General features: G+C 26.2%; 9 protein-coding genes. All 9 read right to left on the bottom strand.

The features are described 5' to 3' along the window. Positions 1 to 96 precede the first annotated feature (96 nt). On the bottom strand, positions 97 to 222 hold the full coding sequence (locus BS62_RS06970; RefSeq protein WP_496490538.1) for a hypothetical protein: 126 nt from the start codon (positions 220 to 222) through the stop codon (positions 97 to 99). A 105-nt stretch (positions 223 to 327) separates the two neighbouring features. Further along, positions 328 to 2,067, bottom strand: coding sequence for an RNA-directed DNA polymerase (locus BS62_RS06965; protein WP_496490537.1), 1,740 nt, complete (start codon positions 2,065 to 2,067; stop codon positions 328 to 330). A gap of 747 nt (positions 2,068 to 2,814) precedes the next feature. After that, complete coding sequence (locus tag BS62_RS06960) at positions 2,815 to 5,544, bottom strand: tetratricopeptide repeat protein (protein ID WP_496490536.1); 2,730 nt, start codon at positions 5,542 to 5,544, stop codon at positions 2,815 to 2,817. Between the two features lie 639 nt (positions 5,545 to 6,183). Continuing rightward, on the bottom strand, positions 6,184 to 8,502 hold the full coding sequence (locus BS62_RS06955) for a DUF2357 domain-containing protein (RefSeq protein ID WP_496490535.1): 2,319 nt from the start codon (positions 8,500 to 8,502) through the stop codon (positions 6,184 to 6,186). Continuing rightward, positions 8,477 to 10,372 carry an McrB family protein gene (locus tag BS62_RS06950; protein ID WP_496490534.1) on the bottom strand — a complete coding sequence of 632 codons (1,896 nt, stop codon included), beginning with the start codon at positions 10,370 to 10,372 and terminating at the stop codon, positions 8,477 to 8,479. The genes BS62_RS06955 and BS62_RS06950 overlap by 26 nt, the downstream gene beginning before the upstream one ends. A gap of 140 nt (positions 10,373 to 10,512) precedes the next feature. Beyond that, entirely contained in the window at positions 10,513 to 14,751 is a 4,239-nt protein-coding gene (locus BS62_RS06945) for a hypothetical protein (protein WP_496490533.1), read from the bottom strand. 20 nt (positions 14,752 to 14,771) lie between these two features. Continuing rightward, positions 14,772 to 15,593, bottom strand: coding sequence for a DUF4007 family protein (locus tag BS62_RS06940; protein WP_496490532.1), 822 nt, complete (start codon positions 15,591 to 15,593; stop codon positions 14,772 to 14,774). Next, positions 15,586 to 20,865 carry an ATP-binding protein gene (locus BS62_RS06935; protein ID WP_496490531.1) on the bottom strand — a complete coding sequence of 1,760 codons (5,280 nt, stop codon included), beginning with the start codon at positions 20,863 to 20,865 and terminating at the stop codon, positions 15,586 to 15,588. Before BS62_RS06935 ends, BS62_RS06940 begins: the two co-directional genes overlap by 8 nt. After that, complete coding sequence (locus BS62_RS06930) at positions 20,858 to 22,372, bottom strand: methylation-associated defense system protein MAD7 family protein (RefSeq protein ID WP_496490530.1); 1,515 nt, start codon at positions 22,370 to 22,372, stop codon at positions 20,858 to 20,860. The genes BS62_RS06935 and BS62_RS06930 overlap by 8 nt, the downstream gene beginning before the upstream one ends. Positions 22,373 to 22,381 lie beyond the last annotated feature (9 nt).

Here is a 22,381-nt window from a genome sequence, read left to right as displayed (position 1 = left end):
ATAATTGAATCAAATATTAATAATATCTCATTATTTTTTAAAGCAGATATAGACACTATAACAGATTTCGAACTCTTAAAATCTCCTTTGCTTAACTTAAAATGTAAGGTTCCACTCTATACTAGATTTAAGTTTAATGTCTATATTATTTTGAAAATCATATTTGTCTAATTTTGATCTCTTATTATAAATTAGCGGTACTTCAATCTTATATTTATTCATTATGTATTCTCCTAAATAAATTTAAATCAAAAAAAGATATTGATTATTTATGTAAATTACAAAATATATAAAATTTATATGATTTATATCATCTTCTATATCTTTTTAATTATTAGTTTGTAAAATTAGCTTATCAAAGTTATAATTTACATTTTTACTATTGCAGTTTAAAAAACTAACATTCGCTTGTAACATATTCATATAAAATTTTCTAATATCATTATTTTTAGTATTTTTATTTTGAACTTCAAGTATAATATTACTTTCTAATTTTCTTAAATTTGTTTCATTGAAAAACTCACTTTTAGTAATTCCATTATCATATAATTTATACAAATAGTTTTTATATTCTTTAGTAAATGAACTGCTCTTTTTATTTTTCACCTTGTAAAATAATTCATATTTAAGTAACCAAAACTCAGACTGCCACGAATCAGATTTTTTTAGTTTCAATTCTAAAGTATTAAATAATCGTTCCCAATTAATATGGTTTATTTTCTCACAGAGTTCTATAGCTATTATCGAGTTAAAATCATCCATATTCTCAATAACTTTACATAATATCTCTTCATCAAGTAAATATATATCTAATTTATAGAATATACATAATATAGTTAACATCTCTTCTCCATAATTTAAATCTATGTACCTATATATATTTTCTTTGAATGATTCTAGATTTCTTTCTATTACTTCATTTAAATACCTTATCGTTTTTTCATTCTTTGCATACTCTATTAAATCTAAAAAATATCCCCCTAGGATAGGTCTCATTAGTACTAAATTTAATAACCTTTCTATAATGGTTTTACATATAGTCGTTGGTTTTATTTTTTTATCTTTTATACTTGCATTTAATATCAGGAACATCAGTTTCAAAGCTCCAGGAACGCCAACTTGCTCTTTTTCTAAACTTAAGTTGATAAAAGCATGTACTTTTTTTATTTGATAATCGTCATCCTTTAAATTTAGTTTTTCTTCATTAAAGAAATTCTTTAAATCTACATTATTTTCTTGTAATTTAAAGGGAAAAGAATAAATTTTATTTTTTTCTACTTTTATTTTAAGATGTAATTCTTTTAATTTATTTAATAAATAATTATAAAACTCTTCTCTTTGTTTTTCATTATTATATGCTAACTCAAAATCATCAACATATCTTAAATACCTATATTTTTTAAGTTCATCATCTATTTTACACATATATATTTCTGAAATTAGTCTAGATGCAAAAGTACCCATAGGAATTCCATAAGTTTCTCCATATTGACATTTTTGAATTAGTGAATCTAGCTTATTAAAAAATATATTTTTATCATCTTTGCTGCTTTTAGCTATTTCTTTTCCCACAATAACCCATGGTATGGAATGAGTATATAAACTAGGATAAAATTCTTGAATATCTGTCTCAAATATATATTTCATGCCAAATCGATTTCTCTCACGTAATTTCTTATTCTCAAAAAAATCTTTATCATAAAAATATTTAGATAAAGATTTATCACTGGATTCTATAATTTTTATATATTCTTTTTTTTCAGTTTCTAAATGTTTAGCTAAAGATATATAAGAGTACATATTTGGCATTTTATAAATACGCCTAGATTCATCACTTTTATAAATAGTAAACTCTATAGGAATGGTATCTATGAAAGCGTTAAACTTTACATCGTATAATATATCGTTAATTTTATTGCTGACAGAATTACAATTAAAAACCTTCTTATAAAAAGTGTTACTCATAAAATAATTATTTTTACTATTTCCAGACCCCTTTGAAGGTTTAAAATCAAAATATCCCATTCGAACTAAATAATCTAATGAAAAATATCTATCTAAGCTCATAAGAATTCCCCCTTAATGCAGATATAAAATTAATGTTTTCGTAGATTTGAATATTGGAGGCAATTTTCAAGAATCATATCCTCGATTATATTTAGGTTTCTAAATCTTGTTATTTCCTTCTCTATCTAAATTACATGTCTACATGTACAAGACCAGATAATTCCTGAATTTTTAAATTATTAAACATTCTTTCAATTACTTTCATATCTAACTTTGAACACTAAGTAATTCTAATCGTACCTTCACATGAAGAAATTCATAAATGCCTCCATTGTAGTGGGTTTTTGGAGGGTAACTCGTGACTTGCCTTGCTCATAATTTTCTGTTTTAACATATTAAGTATTATTTTACATATATCAAATCACTTAATTTGAAATAATCTCAACCGATTAATTGAAGCTTTTGAAAATACTTAGGTTGATGATACTGGCCCTCAGGTGCTTATCTATGAAACTAAATAACTTCTTGGTTTACTATAATAATCCCTTCAACTACTTGTCCTGTCTTGTTTCCCTGAAGAACTATATACTATTACTACAATACCCAATACTGTAGTTGTAAATATTAGTGCTAGTCTTTTTAACTTGTCTACATTATCATCAATTTTTTATTATATATCTTTAATTAATTCTAGCACTATAATACTCTATAGCATTTACAGCTTTGTCCATTATTTTTATCATTTTGTGTGCACAAAAGCGAATATAATATAATTATTTTCACTCTTTAATATATATTCTATTTTTATTACTCCTCAATCTGAGATAAACGCCTCTTGCAATCTAAATAAAGTTCACTGCCTTCCTCCGCAAAGTCAATCGCTCTCTCTACATATTCCTTAGTCTTAATCAAATACCGCTTCGTACCTTTAGACTTCTTCCGAATAGAATTAAAAATATATTGATCCCAATAAACACTAGAAATATTATAACAAAATTGTGGATTTCTCGGTTCTAAACGCATTGCTTCTTCAAAATTTTTAATTGCTTCCTTAAATTTAAATGTGCGATTATATGCGATTCCCAAGTTATTAAACAAATACCCCAAACTAGAATCTAATTTTGTAGCCTTTATATAGCACGTTTTCGCTATCTCGTAATACTCATTTTGGTAGTGTCCTATCTCAATACATATATTACCTAATTGATCTAAGTATCCAAGATTCTCTGGTTCAAGCCTTACCATCTCTCTTAAATGTCTTGCTCCATTTATTAGATCATTCTTGTGACATATATAAATATCACGCAACTGGATATGAGTCAGAATTTCATCTGGATTCATCATATGGGCCTTTTCATAGTATGGAATAGCCTCTTGAAATTCTCCATTTTCATAATAAGCATTACCTAAACAATGGTAATAGTTGCTTTTGCTTGAGTTCAGCTCAATGGCATCTAAATAATTATTCTTTGCATCTTCATAATATCCAAGATTTCTATTAACATGTCCTAAATAATAATAACTAATAGATTTATTTTTATCTAAATCTATAGATTCTACTAGGCATTTTTTAGACTTTTCACTTTTGTCACTTTTGTAATAAGCTACTCCTAAATTGTATAAAAATGTTGATAGTTGCAATGTATCTTTATTTTTTCTAGCTATATCTGTTGCTTCTTCTAGATATTTAATGGCTAGCTCATACTCTTCTTTTTTCATATAAACCATTCCTAGCTGATATTTATACATTTCGTTATTCTTATCTAAATCTATAGCTTTTTGTATGTTATCTATTGATTTTTCGAATTTATTTAGATACATATAGTTTATACCTATATAATAAAAATAATTTCCATCCTCACCTTCGCTCTTGATTTGTTTTTCTAGCAAATCAGTTGATTTTTTTAGATACTTAGTATATTTTTTAGGCAACTGTAGTTTGAAGTATAAAGCTCCAACTAGCGAAACATCTATCCCTTCACCATATGAAGACATTAAAATAGATATATCTTCATCTAAATCATTTTCCGTTATTGTTTTCGAATATTGTAACTCATCATTTAATATTTCTAACTCATCGACTTTCCCTATTTTATCATTATCTAAATTTCTGTTTTTACTTTCTTCTTTTAATTTACTTATTCTTTCCTTATCTATAATATCAATCATCTTATCTTCAGAAACAACTATCGCTACAGCTTCATCCTGTCGTTTATCTATATACTTTATTGCAGAGTTAAATCTTGCTCCCCTACTTTTGTCTCCTATCTCGCAGGCAACTCCATCAATAATTACTCCAATTGCGTGACAGGTTGTATTTTCATCTATAATAATACTTCCATCAATTTTTGAAATACTCTTTATTATATCTTCTGATATTTCCTTCGGTTTAATTAATGTAGATTGGTATTTCAATCTATCTGCTTCTTTTACTGCATTATTTGAAACTATAAGCATAGAGCCTTTCTCTTGTTGCTTTATTTTTTCAATAACATTTGTTAGCTTTTTCTTTTGTTCGTCGGTTAAGTTTGTGAACAATTTTTCAATTGATTCAATTGCTTTATCTGTTGAATTTTCCTTAACTTTAGATGTATTAATTATATTTCCGTACTTGAATTTTATGTTTTTTCCACCTGTATTTATAGAAATTGAAGAATATCCGTTAAATCTAACAATAGTAGCAATTTTCTCAATTTCCTCAGTTAAAAACGCTATTCCGTAAATATATACTCCATCACTAACTATAACTAAATTTTCATCGGACATTTCTATAATTTTCCTAACTGCTTTGTAGTCCTTTATTTCTACTCTTAATTCTTTAGGAAATTCTATAACTAGATCTTCAACGTCATTTATGTAGTTATTTATAGAATTGCCACTTCTAAATATAGCTAACTTACCATTCTTAATGTATTTACTTTCGTATGGAGTCGATGCAATATAATTAAGATGGTCGATGATTTTGCTTTTTTCATCTTTTCCAGTTATCATATATGTATATAGTTCTATATATTTATTTTGTATATAATCTTTATAATACTTTTCATGATTTGTAATGTCCTTACAGTAAGATATATATTTTGTAAAATCATGGTTATATAAATTCTTTAATATTTCCTTGCATCTTTCTCTATTTTCTATGTCTTCTAGCAACCCCTTAATATCTAGTTCTATGTATCTTTTACTTTGTTTAATAATGTATTTTATTATGCTACTTATACACTCTAGTACTGCGTAATTTTTAATATTTTTGTTTTCTATTGATACTATAATATAGAAGTCGCCTATATCAGAATTTACTTCTTCAAAGTATAATAGGAAATCCTTGATTTCAAGTAATTTTGTGTTACTTATATTTGTATCAACTTGTTTAATGTACTTTAGCTTTTTTGGAAAACTTTGTTTGTTATTTTTATTGTAAATATACAAAGTAGGGCATAAACTTTCTTCTATTCTATTTAAACTTTCTTCCAATAGGTTATTAAATTTATATTGTATATTTTCTGTAATTTGTTTTATTTCAGTTTCTTTAATCATGTTTCCCCCTAAGTTGATTTATCTTATGATATTTAATTTACATTAATATTATACTTAGTTTGGTAAATTATTCAAGTAGATTTACTCTATATAAAAATAAACATTACATTGATTTTCTTGTTATCACCTAAAAATTGTTAGTTTTTTTATACTCTAACTTTACTCTACAATTAGAATATACTAGTTATAGCATTAGTGCATCTTCGATACAAAGTCAGACAACATGCGTTGTGTAAATTCTTCTATTAAAAACTCTGTAACTCTTTTTTTCAAGTCCACATGATTTTCATCCTATTCCCATTCCATATAGTTCTTTTAACATATTCTATTAAATATTAATCTTTATATTAGAATATACATAATCTTCTAATATAAAGATTAATATTTTTTTATTAAAAGCAGTTTAGAAAATTTTTCATAGTTATATAATTTATACAAAGAGGTGATTTTATGATTAATAGTTTTGATATCGAATTTACTAAAAAAGAATTTGTAAAATGAATTATAGGTGGTTTCATTGGTTTGATTATAACTTGCCTATATCTTTATTATATAATAGCTATTATCCTTTCAATGTATTTCTAATTTGTTTCCAACTATCTTTACCTATAAAACAAAAGACTCACCCTGGGATGAAATCTATATAATCTTTCTTAATTCATCTAGGTATATAATCTCATTATTAAATCTAATATTGCTTTTATCACTTACTTGCACAAAATCACTTCCTATTTTAAACTTACTATCTTCTTTTATTAAAGATAGTCCTTTTCTTTTACTTGATTCTCTAAGTATCTTATATACATTTATCTCTAGCCTGTTTTTAAGCTTTAGCTCATGCATTGTGTCTGCATTATTTAATAGATACATAGTAGTATAACTTACATTCCTTGTACCATATTCAACAGGAGCTATAGGTCCTACTACTTGCCACTCGTCCGTTTCAAATCTATAATAGTCTTTGTCTTCCTTATTTTTATCACAAGGTAATTCTCTGCATTCTTTTCTTTTGTACTTATAATAATCTTTTATCTTAGCATAATAATATATACCGCTATAATCACCAAAAGATTTTTTAGATTGATAAAACGCCAAATACTCTATTCCTACTCGAATTTTTGATAGTGTAGACGTTGGAATATGATAAAATCTATTGTTTTTGTATATTTCAAGATGATTCATATCCTTTGCATTTACTATCATTACATTTTCATTTTTGAATTTATAATAATCTTCACTTTCATCAAATATAGGATTTGCGTTTTTTGCTTCTATATATGATAGATCTAATATTTCACATAAATGCTTTTTAATAAGAGATGTACTTCCTGGAAGCATAGGAAATGCACCTATATTTACCTTATCTATACTTTTATAAAACTTATGATCTTTAAACTTTGCTTCATCAGAATAAGGAAACATAACATAAGCTCCAAATGTATTGTACCTAAACTGCATACTGTCTTTCATATCACTAACTATTGCATCTCTATATCTATGCATAACATTTATATCTTCTTCCATAGGTCCAATTACATTATCATTATCTATATGTAATCTATATTTAGCATCAAATATATAAACCCTATCTTTTTTAGAATTATCTCTTAAACAAAGTACAGTATCTGGTCTTTGATTAGTAGTTGGATTAGAATAAGACTTATTGTACCAAAGCTCTATTTTCTTCCCATCTTTATTTTCATAAATCCCCTTAGCTTGTTTGTTTTGCATTAAAGATAAAGTTATTCCATTTGAAGTTGTTTGTATAATAGACGATGTATAAGTGTTATAACCTAATTCCTTTAAAATACTGTGTAACTTAATATAGCACCATATCTCATACAAATTCCAAAGCTTCTTAGGAGTAATATTATATAGTCCTTCATATATATCAAGACCTTTTTGAAGTAAAGTATAATAAAAATAAACTTCCTTGTATCCACTGGCCATTTTAAATACCAAAGTCATAGATTTATTATTATTTATATCAGATATATCTCTAAAGAAAGTATTTAAATGATTGTACAACCTAGATTCAAAGTTATCTAATTTTTTATAATAGTTATCTTCAGATTTATAGTTTTTTGATATATCTTTTTTTACTTCATTAATTCTCTTAATTATATTCTTTAGCATATACTTTACATATTGATTTTCATATATATCCAAAGTAGTTATCTTCTTAACTTCAATAGCTTGAGATGAACTTGGATTTTTTCTCAAATGCTTTATAGTTTCCTTAGTAGATACTCTTTTGCATTTATCTTTGTCCTTTATATAGTAATTATTAAGAACACCATGTTTAGGCTGCTTTTCAATTCTCTTTATAGCTCTTTCCAATTTTTCATATATATTACTTAATATTGATATAAACTCTACATTAGTCTGATTTTTAGTTTCCTTAAAATCCACACTTCTAAAAGTCTTTCCTAAAAAATCAAACACCAGTGAGGTAACTTCTTCATTAACTTCTCTCAATATTTCTTTATAGTCTTTTATGTAATCTAACTTTGATGGAAAAACTTCTATAACAAAACTCATTACTTCTTTGTTTTCTTTTTTTATCTTAAACTCACAGTAACCTATATCTCCGTTAAACTTAACATTTCCTATTATGTTTTTCCCGTATAAAACCATACTTTCTCTTATTTCTTTGTCACTGTGATAAATCTCAAATATTTCATTAGTTCTATTTTCTAAATATATATTGTATATACCATCTTCAAAAAAACTAGGTCTCATATATGCGGTGTTGTTTTCTATTAACCGATGACTATCATCTATAGTTTTTATATTAGGATTGTATATATTTGATATAACACTTAAATGAGCACTTATGTTTAAATTAGAGTTTATAGCTTTGAACTTTTTGTTTTCTGTATTTCCTGATATGTATATAGAAAAATCATCAGTATCTATTTGAAGTATTGTTTTAGTACCAGTAGCTAACATAACCATCGTTTGTATATCCTTTTAACATATATAATATTTTGTTTGCAGATTTTTTGTATTTTATATTATCATTATCACTTAAATAGCTTTCTGCTTTTTCTATATAATCCATATCGCTATTTATTATGTAACTATCACAAACAAAGTTAAATAAATCTATTAACACTTCTCTCACACTTCCTTCACTACCATTTATAGCTGGAAGTATCTTTTGCATAATTTGATAATCAAATGCTACATCTTCACTTAATAAATTAGCTTTTTTGTTTTCTATCATATAAAATAAGATCTCATCTCTTACCCTATAAGCAAATTGCTTTTGAGATTTTTTAAGAATATTATTTAAATCTATTATTTTCTCATTTACCACCTTTGCATAATCTCTATGCTCTTCTTCTATATCTGTAGTTTTTAGATATGTTGTTTTTAAAAAGCTATTATCTAAATCAATAGAATCTATTTCTTCATCTTCTACTTCACCAAATAAATTAGATAAGTCAACGTCAGAAAACTCTATTGTATTTGCTCTATCTAATACCTTTCTACTAAATTGGAATGTACTATCATCCATATTTACAGTTCCAATTACATATAGGTTATGTGGTATATGAAGATCATTTATTATTTTGTCTGTACTTATTTCATCTCCTACTTTTTTTCTGCTTTCTATAACACTTAGGTAGTCACTAAGGTAATATTCAACCCTTGCTAAGTTCATCTCGTCTAAACATATAAAATACGGCTTGTCCTTATTTTCATTTGCCATTTTTATTATCTTAGTCAAACTACCTTCTATAAACTTATCTTCTAAGTTCTTGTACCCTATTAAATCTGTACTATCATTCCAGTCTGGTCTTACACTTATCATATTAAATCTATTGTTATCTGTATAAGCTCCTATTGCCTCACTAAATAATCTAACTATCTTTGATTTACCCGTTCCACTTATTCCCGCTAGTATTACAAATGGTTTTGTTTTTAGTGAAAGGTATAAATTTGATATGTCGTTTAATGAATAAGTATATCCTTGATTTTGTATGTAGGTTTTGATATTTGATATAACTGAACTAATTTCAAGCTCATTTTTTATCATTTGTAATTTAACATAGTACTCGTTTTCTTTATCTGTTGGATAAAACTCCATATATTCTACCCCTTCTATTTTTCCATCTTCATCTAACTTCCCTTTTGTATGTCTAAACTTATCAGCTAAATGGTCTTTTAATTCTTTATTAGAATCATATCTAATTTGTACTGTATCGCCTGATCTATCTTTTATGTTAACATTACTTAGTTTACATTCCGCCTCATAGTCATCAAATATTAACTTTATTTGCTGTGATGTACCTCTATCTAATTTTTTATCCTTTGTATAACTTATAAATTTATATCTATACTCTTTAGGTATTGTTATTCCGTAGTTGAAAACCGATAAATCTACTGATTTCCTAAATATTAATTCTTCTTGGTTTTGTCTTTGTGTATTTTTATTAATTATTTCTAGCCCAATAGTATCATCTTCTTCATTTTTTATAAAACACATCTGAATATAGTCATTTATATTTATACCAGATTTATCGCTTCTACTAAAAATCATTGGATTTGCGATACTTTTTAAATATTTACTAACTGTTGTATTCTTCCAACAAAGATCGGTTCTTTTGCCATCATTTATTATATAAAACTCACACATTTCATTATCAAACATTATTTTCCTTGTAATTGATTCTCCTATATTTAAATCTTTATTACAAAAGAAGTTTTTTACATCATCCTTTGGTATAACTGTACTGCTTTCATTGAATACGGTTTTATCACATAATTTAATTGCTTTATTTCCATCCATGAACCATGATGTAGTTCCTACTCTTTCCATCATATTACCCCTAAAATAATTATTTTTGTATTTACTAACTTTTAATATCTATAATTTAATTATATCATTATATTTTTTGTTATTTAAATAAAAAAGGATTTAAATCTATTTATTTAGATCTAAATCCTTTAAATTATAAATTACAGTAGATTTTTTATCAATTCAATACAATTAGCTTTACTAGAAGAATCTAACTCGTTAAACATAGATACTATTGTTTCTACCTTATTTTTATTTAATCTATCGTATAGTTTTTTTATAACTATATTACTCATATCTTTAGCTTTTTCACCTATATAGGGTGGCCTGTTTGATAATTTATTTATATTCTCAATACATTCTTTATAGTTCAATGAATTTATTTTAGAGTTTATATTGATTAAAATTCCATCTATAAATCTAGACTCCATTTGATCTAAATTATTAATTATACTATCTTTTTTCTTGTCTATTAGTTTATTTAAAGTAGTATTGCTATATTTAACATAAAGTTGATCTAATTTTTGTGTAACAAATTCTCTATTATTTGCATTTGATTCTAAATAACTGAAATCTGACTCTATATCTTCTAATAAATCTAATTTTTTATTAAATTTATCATCAAATTTAGAATCTCTAACCTTATCAAGTAAAACTCTTATACTTCTTTTAAGAGTCCTTATGCTATCTATATCATCTAAAAGCCTTTCGTCTAGCTCGACTGCCCTTATTTCACCTTCTATAGAATCTAAAGTCTGACCAACTTTTATTTTTAATGAATTTAATTTTTCAATACTTTCATTTCTTAGGTCTGCAGTTAAATCAGTATTAGAGTTAAAAAACTTAATCCAATAATTTATTAAATCTAGACTTCTCTCTAATTTTTTATAGTTCTTATTACTTAAAGATTCTTGTATGATTATACAGTCGCTTTTATATTTAATTAGTTGTTCTTCATATTTTTGGGTTAGTTGTATTTCTTTCTCTACAACGGATAATCTTTTTTCTAGCTTATTTGCTATATCTTTTTTCCCTATAATATTTAATAGTTTAACTTCCTGATTATGCAAAACACTCTGTTTATAAAATTTCTCTGGTGATTTTGAATTTATGCTAGCCAAAAATCTATTTATATTGTCTTCTATTATTGTATCTATTTCTACTAATAATCTTTTGCACTCATTAATATATTCATAACTATATTGATATTCCATTTCTAACTTATCATTTTCACTTATATTCATATTTTTGTATGATTTAGCAAGCTTTGATAGCGAAAATTTATTATTCTTACAATTATCAACTACCTGTTTTGCATCACTTAATACACTATATATACTAACTTTAATTTGTTTCCCTTTTTCTAACCTCATTTTTGCTATAGCAATCTTAGTATTAAGTTCTTCAGGAACCTCATCTTCTTGCTCTAACTTATTAAGTAAAAATTCATAGTCGCTACACTTCTCTACGTATACGTTATTATTTATTTGATCTACAAGTTGTACAAACTTTTCTTCTTTACTTCCTTCTTTGTATTCTAAACTACATGAGAATATTTTTTTTGCATCTAAAGTTTTTTTCTCTATATAGCTTTGTATAAAGTCGCCTATTTTTATTTTTTTATCTTTATCATATACACTTATATTCTTGCTATTATATCCTATTAAATATGATATAAATAATACTAATGATTGAAGATTCATATTATATGGAGGATATAAGTACTTTCTAAATAATGAGTCTATGGTTTTTAAGTTATTAACTCCTAAATTGTCCATAACTTCCCTATACATCTCTGATAATACAGGATGTTGAGGCTCTAGTAATGTATAATCAGAAGCCATTACCTTCCAAGACTTCATACTATCTATCATTAAAACAGCTTTAGCTCTGTTTTGTTCATCTTTAGCTAAATTTAAAAAACCTTCTTTTTTGGTTATTGTATTATTTAATAATCCTTTACATATTGCTACAAGATATCCTGTAGGTTTAGCTATCGTAGATTTATCGAATCCATCAAATGGGAATGGAGTTACTTTTGTATATTTTTCTAAGAAAGTATTATTACATAGCTGTACTATTCTTGATTTTCTCTCAATTCCATTTTCCGTTACAAAGCTTTTTTCTTGTTCTAACTGTTTAAATTTAGATACAACTCTTTTTATAAATTCCATACGATACTCATTTATAAATTTACTATATTTGTCCCGTTTAGTAGCTTCAATTTCTCTTAACACTCTTATATCTATTAATCTATTTTTTATAGTATCATCTGAATCATTTACTAACATAAACAGTATAGGATATTTATATACTTCTTTTTCTATTATAAGTCTTTGTAGCTCATTTACTCTTATATATGAATCTTTGTTTGCATAAACATAGATAAACATACCCTTAGGCTCTGTTATGTCAGTTATCTCGTTTTGTTCTCTAATTAAGTTGTTTATACTATAACTAGTTATATTATCTATATGAGTTATTCTTTTATTAAATTTCCACTCTCCAGATACTATACTGTTTTCCATCCCAAAAGGAGTTTCTATCTGGATGTCCATATCTAGCTCTTTTTTAATTTTTTCATCGATTACATCTAAGTAGCCTTCTTTAGATACTTGATTTCTTTTTCTCTTAAATTCATTTATAAAATCATTTTTTCCATTGCCCTCTGCTATAAAGTCATATGTTTTTGAGTCTGCGTCAAATCTTATTATACCTAAGTCGTCCTCTAAAACTCTTAATATCTCTTGTATATATTCTTCGCCATATCCAGTACAGTATTTTAATAAGGTAATATAATCATTTTTATCATATACTTTGAACTTACATATATTGCTTACTAGTATTCCCTGAAGTATATCCTTTTGGTCATCTTCTAGCTTATCACCATATTTAATTAATACCTCATTGTATAGAATGCAGTATTGGCTTTGTTGTAATCCTTTTTCTTCTGCATTTAATAGCTCATTGAATATATTGGATTTTATTATTTCAGTAGGGTATATATATGTTAATCCTTCATCATATACTTCATAATTTTTATACTTATCAAATATATCACTTGCAAAGTTTAATGTTGATCTTTGTTGCATCCATGTAGATAAGTTTGACAGCATCCATACCGTTAATGGATGGAAAGGATAACATCCTCTAAGTACGACTTTGTTGTATAAGTTACTATTAGACCACACACTTTTTTGATTCATATCCTTTACCCATCTATTTAGGCTTGTGTGTAGGTTGTTATGATAATTTTTATATCTTCTTTCTATAAATCCTTCTAATACACCTGTTTTATCATCTTTTACTATTAAGTTAGCTAGTACAGTTTCTAAATTTGATGATAGATAGTATTTATCACTAGCATCATATCTACCTACATATCTAACAATGTTAGGGTTATCAACTCTGCTTAAGTATGCGCTTAGATCAGATTGTATAAATCCTATAAATAATATATTTTTATTTGCATTTTGTATAGCCTCAAATATTTGCTGTAAAGCTGAATCCCCAGCTTGGTTTGGAAATGCAGATGCATATTCTAAAAATCTACCGAATTCATCAAATAATATAATTATTTTATTGAAAACTTTATGTTTTATACAAAAATGTTCATTTAACTTAGATAGTATATTACTAGCACTTATACCATCATCCCATCTTATATGGTTACCTATTACTTCATTATATACATTGTCAACTATTTCAAAAGCTTCTTGATCTTCTCGTATATCTTCTAATAGTTTATCTTTTAAGTCATTTTCAGAGTACAATTTATATTTTTTACTCTTAGATGCATAAAATATAAATCTTTTTTTCATACTATTATATATATTGTTTAAGAAGTTTTCAGCTGTTATATATGATGTTGATATTTCTTCCAATATCAAAGTATCTTGTCCATGTAGTTTTAGTGCTTTTTGTGCATTTTTTAATATCTCATTATTTAAATTAAAGTTGTTCATACCGTTTAATGTTATAATTAAATTCGGTTTAGTTGCTGTGTGTTTCAAATTATTATGTATATCTTCATCAACAGTTTTTATATTTTCCAAAATGTTCTCACTAGTTTGTTTATCACTTCCTGAGAATAGGGAAGATATGGTAACACCTAAATGAGATTTACCGGCTCCATAACCTGCTATAGTTAGAACAAACCTACTAGTACTATCATCTAAGTATATTTTATCGGATATATTTTTTATAAAAGAAGCAGTGTCTATTAATTTATGTTTATTATTTTTTATATCATTAGATGATAACCCGAAATACTTTGGTCCATGAAATATATAACTAGATGCAACTTCCCCCCTTAGTTTCTTATCATAAAACCAATCTATTTGTACTGCACCATCAAATATATTTTCTTTTTTAAAGCTAAGAATATTTTTTATTTCCATTGTAATGCCTCCATTTATAACTATAAGTCATATAATCTACTAAGTACATCCTCTGATGTTGTTGTTTTGATTATAGTTATAGGATTTAATTGTTTATTAATTTTTAATACTCCTATATTTTGAAGTTCATCAAAAACATTTAATATGGTTGTATAATCAAATCCAAACTTACTATTCCATCTAAGAGTATTTACAATATCTTCTATAGTTAATTCAACTTTATCTGAAAAATATTTTTCCCAACTATATAATAGTGTATATGCATAAATATAAAGCGCATCATAATCAATATACAATCTATTAAATACTAAATTTTTATTATCAGTTTCACTCATTATCTTAATATCATCAAATCCATATCCGCCTGTATACATGCTTTTTACAACTGTCATCTTAGAACTTTTACCAAAGTACTCTTTAGCTTTTTCTTCTATAGTTGTCAAAGTATATTCAATGTCTAAATCATAATTAAAATTGTTGAAGATAAAGCCCCAATGAGGAGCCCCATCTTCTTTTTCACATAAAAAGTAGTTTAATAAATATTTAGTTAATTTTTCCATTAGGTATTTATCTTCTATATATATAATTCTTCCTAACTTTGTTAACTCTAGACTATACTTGCTATCTTTATGAGCATAATCTACTATACCCATAAAGTTAGCATATTTAATGTGAGGGACTACTTTACCTGATCCTTCCCCTGTAGGTATTCCTGTTATTTCACTTATTTCTTCTTTTGTTCCTCTAAAATTAGTAGATGCTAGTTGCAATATTTCTGATATATATCTTATACTAGGTGGAAAGGTTGCATGAAAACTTAAACTTACATTACTTCTATCCATTTATTCTCTCCTCTAAGCTAGTTATTTTTATAGTTTTAGGCTCATATTTTCTTAGTATATCGCCTTTTTTCATACTTCCACAGGTTACACATTCACCTTTTCTCATTTTCTTAAGCTTTTCTGCCCATTCTTTAGATCCTTGAGGATTTATATCTATGTCTTTTGCTATTTCCATGATTGATTTTTCTGGTGGTCCAAAATATAGCTTTTGTCCAGCTTGCTGTAATCTTTGTATCTCATCATCATTCAACGCACCTTTTAAGAACTGAGTTGCAAATATACCTGCTAGTCCAAATTTTCTACCTTCAGTAAGAATCTTTCCACTCGGTGAATTATTTGAATGGTCTAAGTTTTGAGCTTCATCTAATACTATTGGTAGAGGTCTACTTTCATCTCCACATTTTACACAATAGTTCCATATATCCCATAGAATTAATTCTGTTAGCATTATCTGTATTTGCCTATCAAATCCAGTTAACTGTATTATATATACTTTTCCCTTTTCATCTACTATGTCACCCCATGAAAATGATGTAGCATTTCCAAATGGATCTATATCTATAAAAGGCATTATCTTACTTAATACAGTATTGGCTGTTTGGTTATTTATGCTTCTTATCTCATCTATCATATGTGCAAAACTCATGTTATCTTTATGTTTAGCAAATCCATTTTTTATTGATTCATAAATTACACTTTTTTGTTGATCTCCAAATTTATATACAGATTTAAATACAGATGAAATTCTGGTTGCTATATCTATATCTGTTTCTGGGGTTGTTCTACTACCTATTTGTATAAAATGTCGACTAAAAGGGTTTATAGGAAACTTATCTATTTTTACATATTGCTCTTCTATTTTATTATCTAATGAGCTCGTGAATAAAGGGTCTAATTTTTGACTAGTGAAGCCATCAGTGTAATCGAATATAATAGACGATATACCTTGTTTTGCTAACTCATACAATAATGTCTGTATGCAGTATGTTTTACCCATACCTGAATTTCCGCTTATTAGTAAGTGCCTATTATTTAATTGTTTATTTCCAAATTCCCAGTAAATTTTTTCTTTGGTTCTCAGATCTTCCCCAAGTAAAACCCTTACATCCGAAGTATTAAGCTGTATCTTCTCAGCATTTTTTTGGCTAGGTTCTACAGGAACTATAATTTCTTCGGCTACAATGTCTAATGCCGGTTCTTTACCTATTAAATCTTCATCTTCTTCATATTTCGGAGTTTCCTCTGGTATGAATATTTCTTCTGGTTTAGATGTTTCCTCTGGTACATTTATAGCTATTTCTAGTTCATCTGATTCATCATCATGCTTCTCAATCTCGTCACCCATATCATCAGCATCTTCAGATTCTTCTTCAATTTCTAAATCATAAAACTTTATTTCTTCTTCACTTAAAGTATTGTCTGGAACTAACATTTTTTGTATATAAAGCTGTCCTGCTGTACATATGCTAAGTTCATTTATATTATCAATGCTATCTAATTCTTCAAAATCTATTATTTCTTTATCTATTACATCTTTCTGATCATTTATCCAATATGCAAATACTTGACCATTAAACTCTATTTCAAAATTTCCTTCAAGTATTGAGTAAAGTTTGTTTATAAAGTTTATATAATTAGGAGAATTATCATCAATATTAAGTGTAGAAAATACTAATGATCTATATAATTGGTTATACCAATATCTACATGCTGAGCTTTCACTACTTGGATTCCAATTGTTAGCTAGAGTTTTTATTCCTACAGCTAATTGACTTTTAGCTTTTTCTATGTGAGTTTCATTTGCAAAGCCCATCTTACACTCTATAACCGTTGCCTTAATTCTTATCGGCGAATTATTACAAATGTTATTTTCATTATTTTCTATTTCTAATAACAATAAGTCAGGCCTCGAATTAGTATTAGAATCTATATTTAATGTTCCTTCAAACCAATGTCTATGCGAATCTAGATTTATAAGTGTTCTTACTAAATAATTATTATTTGTTTTATCTAACCCTAATGTCTGTAGAGTTAATACATAAGCTAAAAAGCTATGAATTTCATAATCATTAGGATTTAAAGCTTCTAGTAATCTACTTCCATCTAACTTTTCACATTTTTCTATACAAAATTCTGCTGCCTCATCAAGCGTATTTGTAGACCATCTTGAAAATTTATTTTTTAATCTATTTCTAAGCTTATTTTTTATATCTTCAACTTTATCATTATGAGCAGATACAGTAACATTTAGTTCTCCAAAGTTTCCTTCCCCTGTTGAAAAACCTATTATTTTTCTGTCATTTTTATTTAAAAAGTTTCTATCCATACCTTCATCAACACATATTATCCAGTTTGAATTCTCATGTATTATATCTATAATATCTTTAAAGTTTTCAGTAATCTCTATATCTTTAGATACTCTATATACCCCTCTTATAGAGTTGGTATTTTTTATTAAATGCATAAGTTGAGTATAAGACTTAGCTCCATCAAACTGAAATTGAGATATGATAGTAGATCTTTTATTTTGTGTTTTAGCTATAGGTTGAGGTATATAAACCATAGGGAATTTAAAGCTTCCTGCTACTTCTAATTCTAAGTTATCTGGTATAAAACTTATATTTTTTTCAACCATTATATCGTATATAAACGCTATATCTTCATAACCGATGTATTCATTTATTGTTTCTTTAATCTTTTTAGAATTAAAATCAACATAGTTTATAAACGTATTTATATTTATACTGTTATCATCACTAAAATAATTATCCAACCAGTATCTTAGATAATCTGATCCATTTTTTCTACTATCAGATAGTATTATTTTTAAATTAATATTTATTGATAGATTACTTTTGCTTAATCTATCTACTACGGAGTGTATACCTGCAACTACATATTGCATGTCATAAGGATTAACTATAAGTATATTTAGTCCATCAATTTTATAAGGGAATGTTTTTATATAATTAATTGTATTTTTAAATATTATATTTGATTGAGGAGATATTTTAAGCAACTCTTTAGCATTTAATTCTTCATCTTCTAATATATCATTATGATCTATTACATTATCTGATATTATCGAGTTTATATCATCTGAGTCCTTATACAATGCATATAATCCATATACCTTTTTAGTTAATATTAAATCTCTATTTTCACCTTGTAGTATTTCAACTCCATTTGTAATAGAAGACAATTGAGAATACTTGTCTATTATATCGAATATAACCTTTAAATTTAATTTTTCAAGTTTTTCAATTGAATTAAAAGCCTCATTATATCCATCTTTTATAAAATTCATTCTATCTTTAATTTTTTCTAACATTATAGGATGATATGGAGGTATTATTGTCTGAGCAGTATAGTCATTTTTAAATCCATAGTTTTCATCTTTAGTTATCATAAATATATTTAAAATTAAATATAGGTATTGTTTTTGTACAGATGTAAACTTATCAAAATCATCTTTACATTTATTTAGTAAATCTACATATGAAGTTATCAATTGCATACATGTGTTATCTATTGTATTATAGTAACCTTTATTTTTTACTTCGTCTTGGAAGTTTCTAAAATCATATATAACACCCATAAAGTTTTCATAAATATCTTCCGGCAAATATTTTTTTATTTTTTCTATAGTCTTAACTTCTTCAAATTTAAGATTAATATTTTCTAAGTTTATAAAAAACTCATCTTCACTTTCACAGTTTACATATGCGCTTATATCCTTACACATCGCAAATAATGGATATTTATTTTCCTCCGAATACTTATTTAATATATAGAAGCTATTTTTCCATGAGTCATATGACTTAAATGGCCATACAAATTCAAGTACACTTTTATGTCCAGATTCATTTTCAGCTTCTATAGTATACTTTATTTTACTACTTGGTTTTTCCGAAGTGTTTATAGTAGCAAAAAATTCAGACTCATCTAATATGTCATAATTACTTATATCGAATACATCTATATTGTCTTTGTATTTAATTTCTATTAATTCGCCTTCGTCTGTATATAACTTATTCTTTGTTAAAAACCTAATAATTCCACCTAAAAAACTACAAATGTCTATACATGCATTATGTTTTTCATCATTGTTTATACAATTACTTAATGTGATATCATCTACATTTATAGTTATATTGGTAGGATAACTTTTATTATGGTCATACATAAACTCTACTACTGACTGCATAATCATTTTTGAGTATACAATAATAGGCTCTCCCATTAATTGAATCGCCTTATTTTTTTTAGTTCTTGGTTCCTTTGTTATTTTTATGTTTAAAATCTCATTAATTATATTAAAGTCCATATCTAATAGTCTTTCTCTATTCTTAGATATGTTTTTACCATTTACAAATTCTAATAAAACTTCTTTAAATTCACCATAACTTTTGAAAGCACTAGAATATGAAGGGAACTTTTCTTCTGGGTCTATTGCTTTATCTTCAGCATACTTGTCTATTTTTTCTATTATTGAGTTTAATTTTGACTTACTCAGTATATCTTTATAATCAGATCTATTTACAAATTTTATAGATTTAGTTATAACACTACAATCTTTACTTCCCTTTGATAGAGACTTTATTTTAGGAATTTTATCAAAATCTTTTACTCCAGGTATCCCCCAATATTTATCTAGATTATAGTATATATCTTCACATAATTCTTGCTCTGTATGATAATTCTTCTTTTCGAGATTTTCTATTAAATTACTATATCTTATTAAATCTATATTTATATATTTGAATATAGTCTTAAAAATATTGTGTATTCCATTTAAGTATTCTTCTTTAAATTCATTGACCTCAAATAACTCTCTAAACCAACTTGAATAATCTTTTTTTATCTTCTTTAAAATAGTTTCTGGATTTATACAATAAAAGTCAGCTAAGCTTCCTTTATCTAAAACTAATTCTGTTCCCATTAACAGAATTATTGTTTTCTGATTACCTCCTATATAATCTATACTACTATTTCTTATATTTGTTATAGCTCCCTTAAAATCTACAAAATTGTTAGATTTTAGATATTCTATAGAGTTTTCCCATTCTATGTAATTCTTTTCTTCAAACTTTCTTAATTTTTCAATAGATAGTTTTGCTATAAAATTATACTTATTACTATTACTTAAATATTTACAAATACCCTCATATATTATTGGAGTATCAATTCCCTCTAATCTTATTAGACTAACTTCGCTTTTTTTAGCTTGTTTTTCTATCTCTAACAGTATTTCCTCTACGTATTTATTCATATTTGTTCCCCCTATCATAAGGATTCTCTACTATAGATGTGGAGTCCGATAGGTCTCTTAAAAATCCACAATCTTTAAGCATTTGTTGGAATGCCATTTTATTATTGTATAACATAGATAGATCTTCTAGATAAATATTGCTATTTTTTCTAATTTCCTCTTCATAGTGTCTACTATCAATAACTATTCCATAGTGTTCATATAACTTATCTAAAAATGTATCTAATGTAAGTTTCCCTTTAGGTTTAATTAAAGATAAAACTAAAAATTTCACCATATTTTCAGACAATGTAAACCTCATTCCTGGTCCTGTTGCTGGTATTATAACGCCTATTTCCTTTCCCAATCTTCTGAATAATTTATACGTATCTTTAGCTGCACTACTTATAACTTTATTTTCATCTTCATTCTCGTATTCTTTTATATTTCTATATAAAGCATCTAATATGTCTTGTTCAAATTTTGAGTAATTGTTCATAGCAAGTTTTCTTACTTCTGGATTTGACTTATTCATTTCTCTTATATCTACCAACCAGAACGGGACTTGTTTTTCACATGCAAAGCAAGCTTGCTCATGCATCATTCTTATAATTTGCAATAATATTCCGTAAGAAAGGACATCTATCTTTTCAAATGGGTGTAAATTTGTATTTAAAAAATTACTTAATTCAGCAAGTGTATATTTTTCTCTTCTTGAAAATCCGTCTGGTATAGTTCCTAGTGTTTTAGTTATATCGTCTCTAGAGAAACATCCACTTTCTTCTTGCCATGAATCATTAATAAAATTTGTAATAAGGGATAGCTTTGGAAATTTATTTATTAAATTATTAAAGCCAATTTCTATACTTTCTTTAGATTCAGGATTATTATTTATAGCACTTAATAAATGTAAATAGTATACTTCTCCACCTCTTGACATAAAGTTATATCTGTTAGTTTGGAATAATCCATCGACTTTTGTTGATGAATCCTCATACTGTTTTATAGATGTTCTTTCTCTCTTATCTCCCATGGTCTCAGGAAGTATGACCTCTTTGCATATTGGTAAGGTACTTTGTGCAAACCAAGATCTATTTTTTACAACTGCTCTAAATCCATATAATAAATTTTCAATCATATCTACACAGTAGTCTTCATCTAGAAACTCATAGTTAGAATCTATATCTAATTTATCTCTCAAAATTTCAATAGATCTATTATAAGCTCCTATATCTACATTGAATTTTCCATCTTGTTTACTTTTTTTAAAAAATATAAAACGTTTAAGTCCAACCCTTGATATAGGGTTATATTTAATCTTGCTATTCTTTACATTTTCATCTACTGGAAAATAATCTTGAAATTGTCCTATATCAGTTTCAAGATCTGAAACTATTGTCTTTTTAGATATCATAACTTGTAAAAACTCTATCATATATTCGTATACTGTTTGATCTGGTTTTAATCTATGTCCGAATACTAAACTTTGAAGTGGATACTTTTGCAATTCATTATTATCAGGAAACATATAACCCCC

The organism is Sporacetigenium mesophilum DSM 16796, from assembly GCF_059569055.1.
Note: the sequence above shows the minus strand (reverse complement) of the source record. Positions and strands in the feature narration are given on the sequence as shown.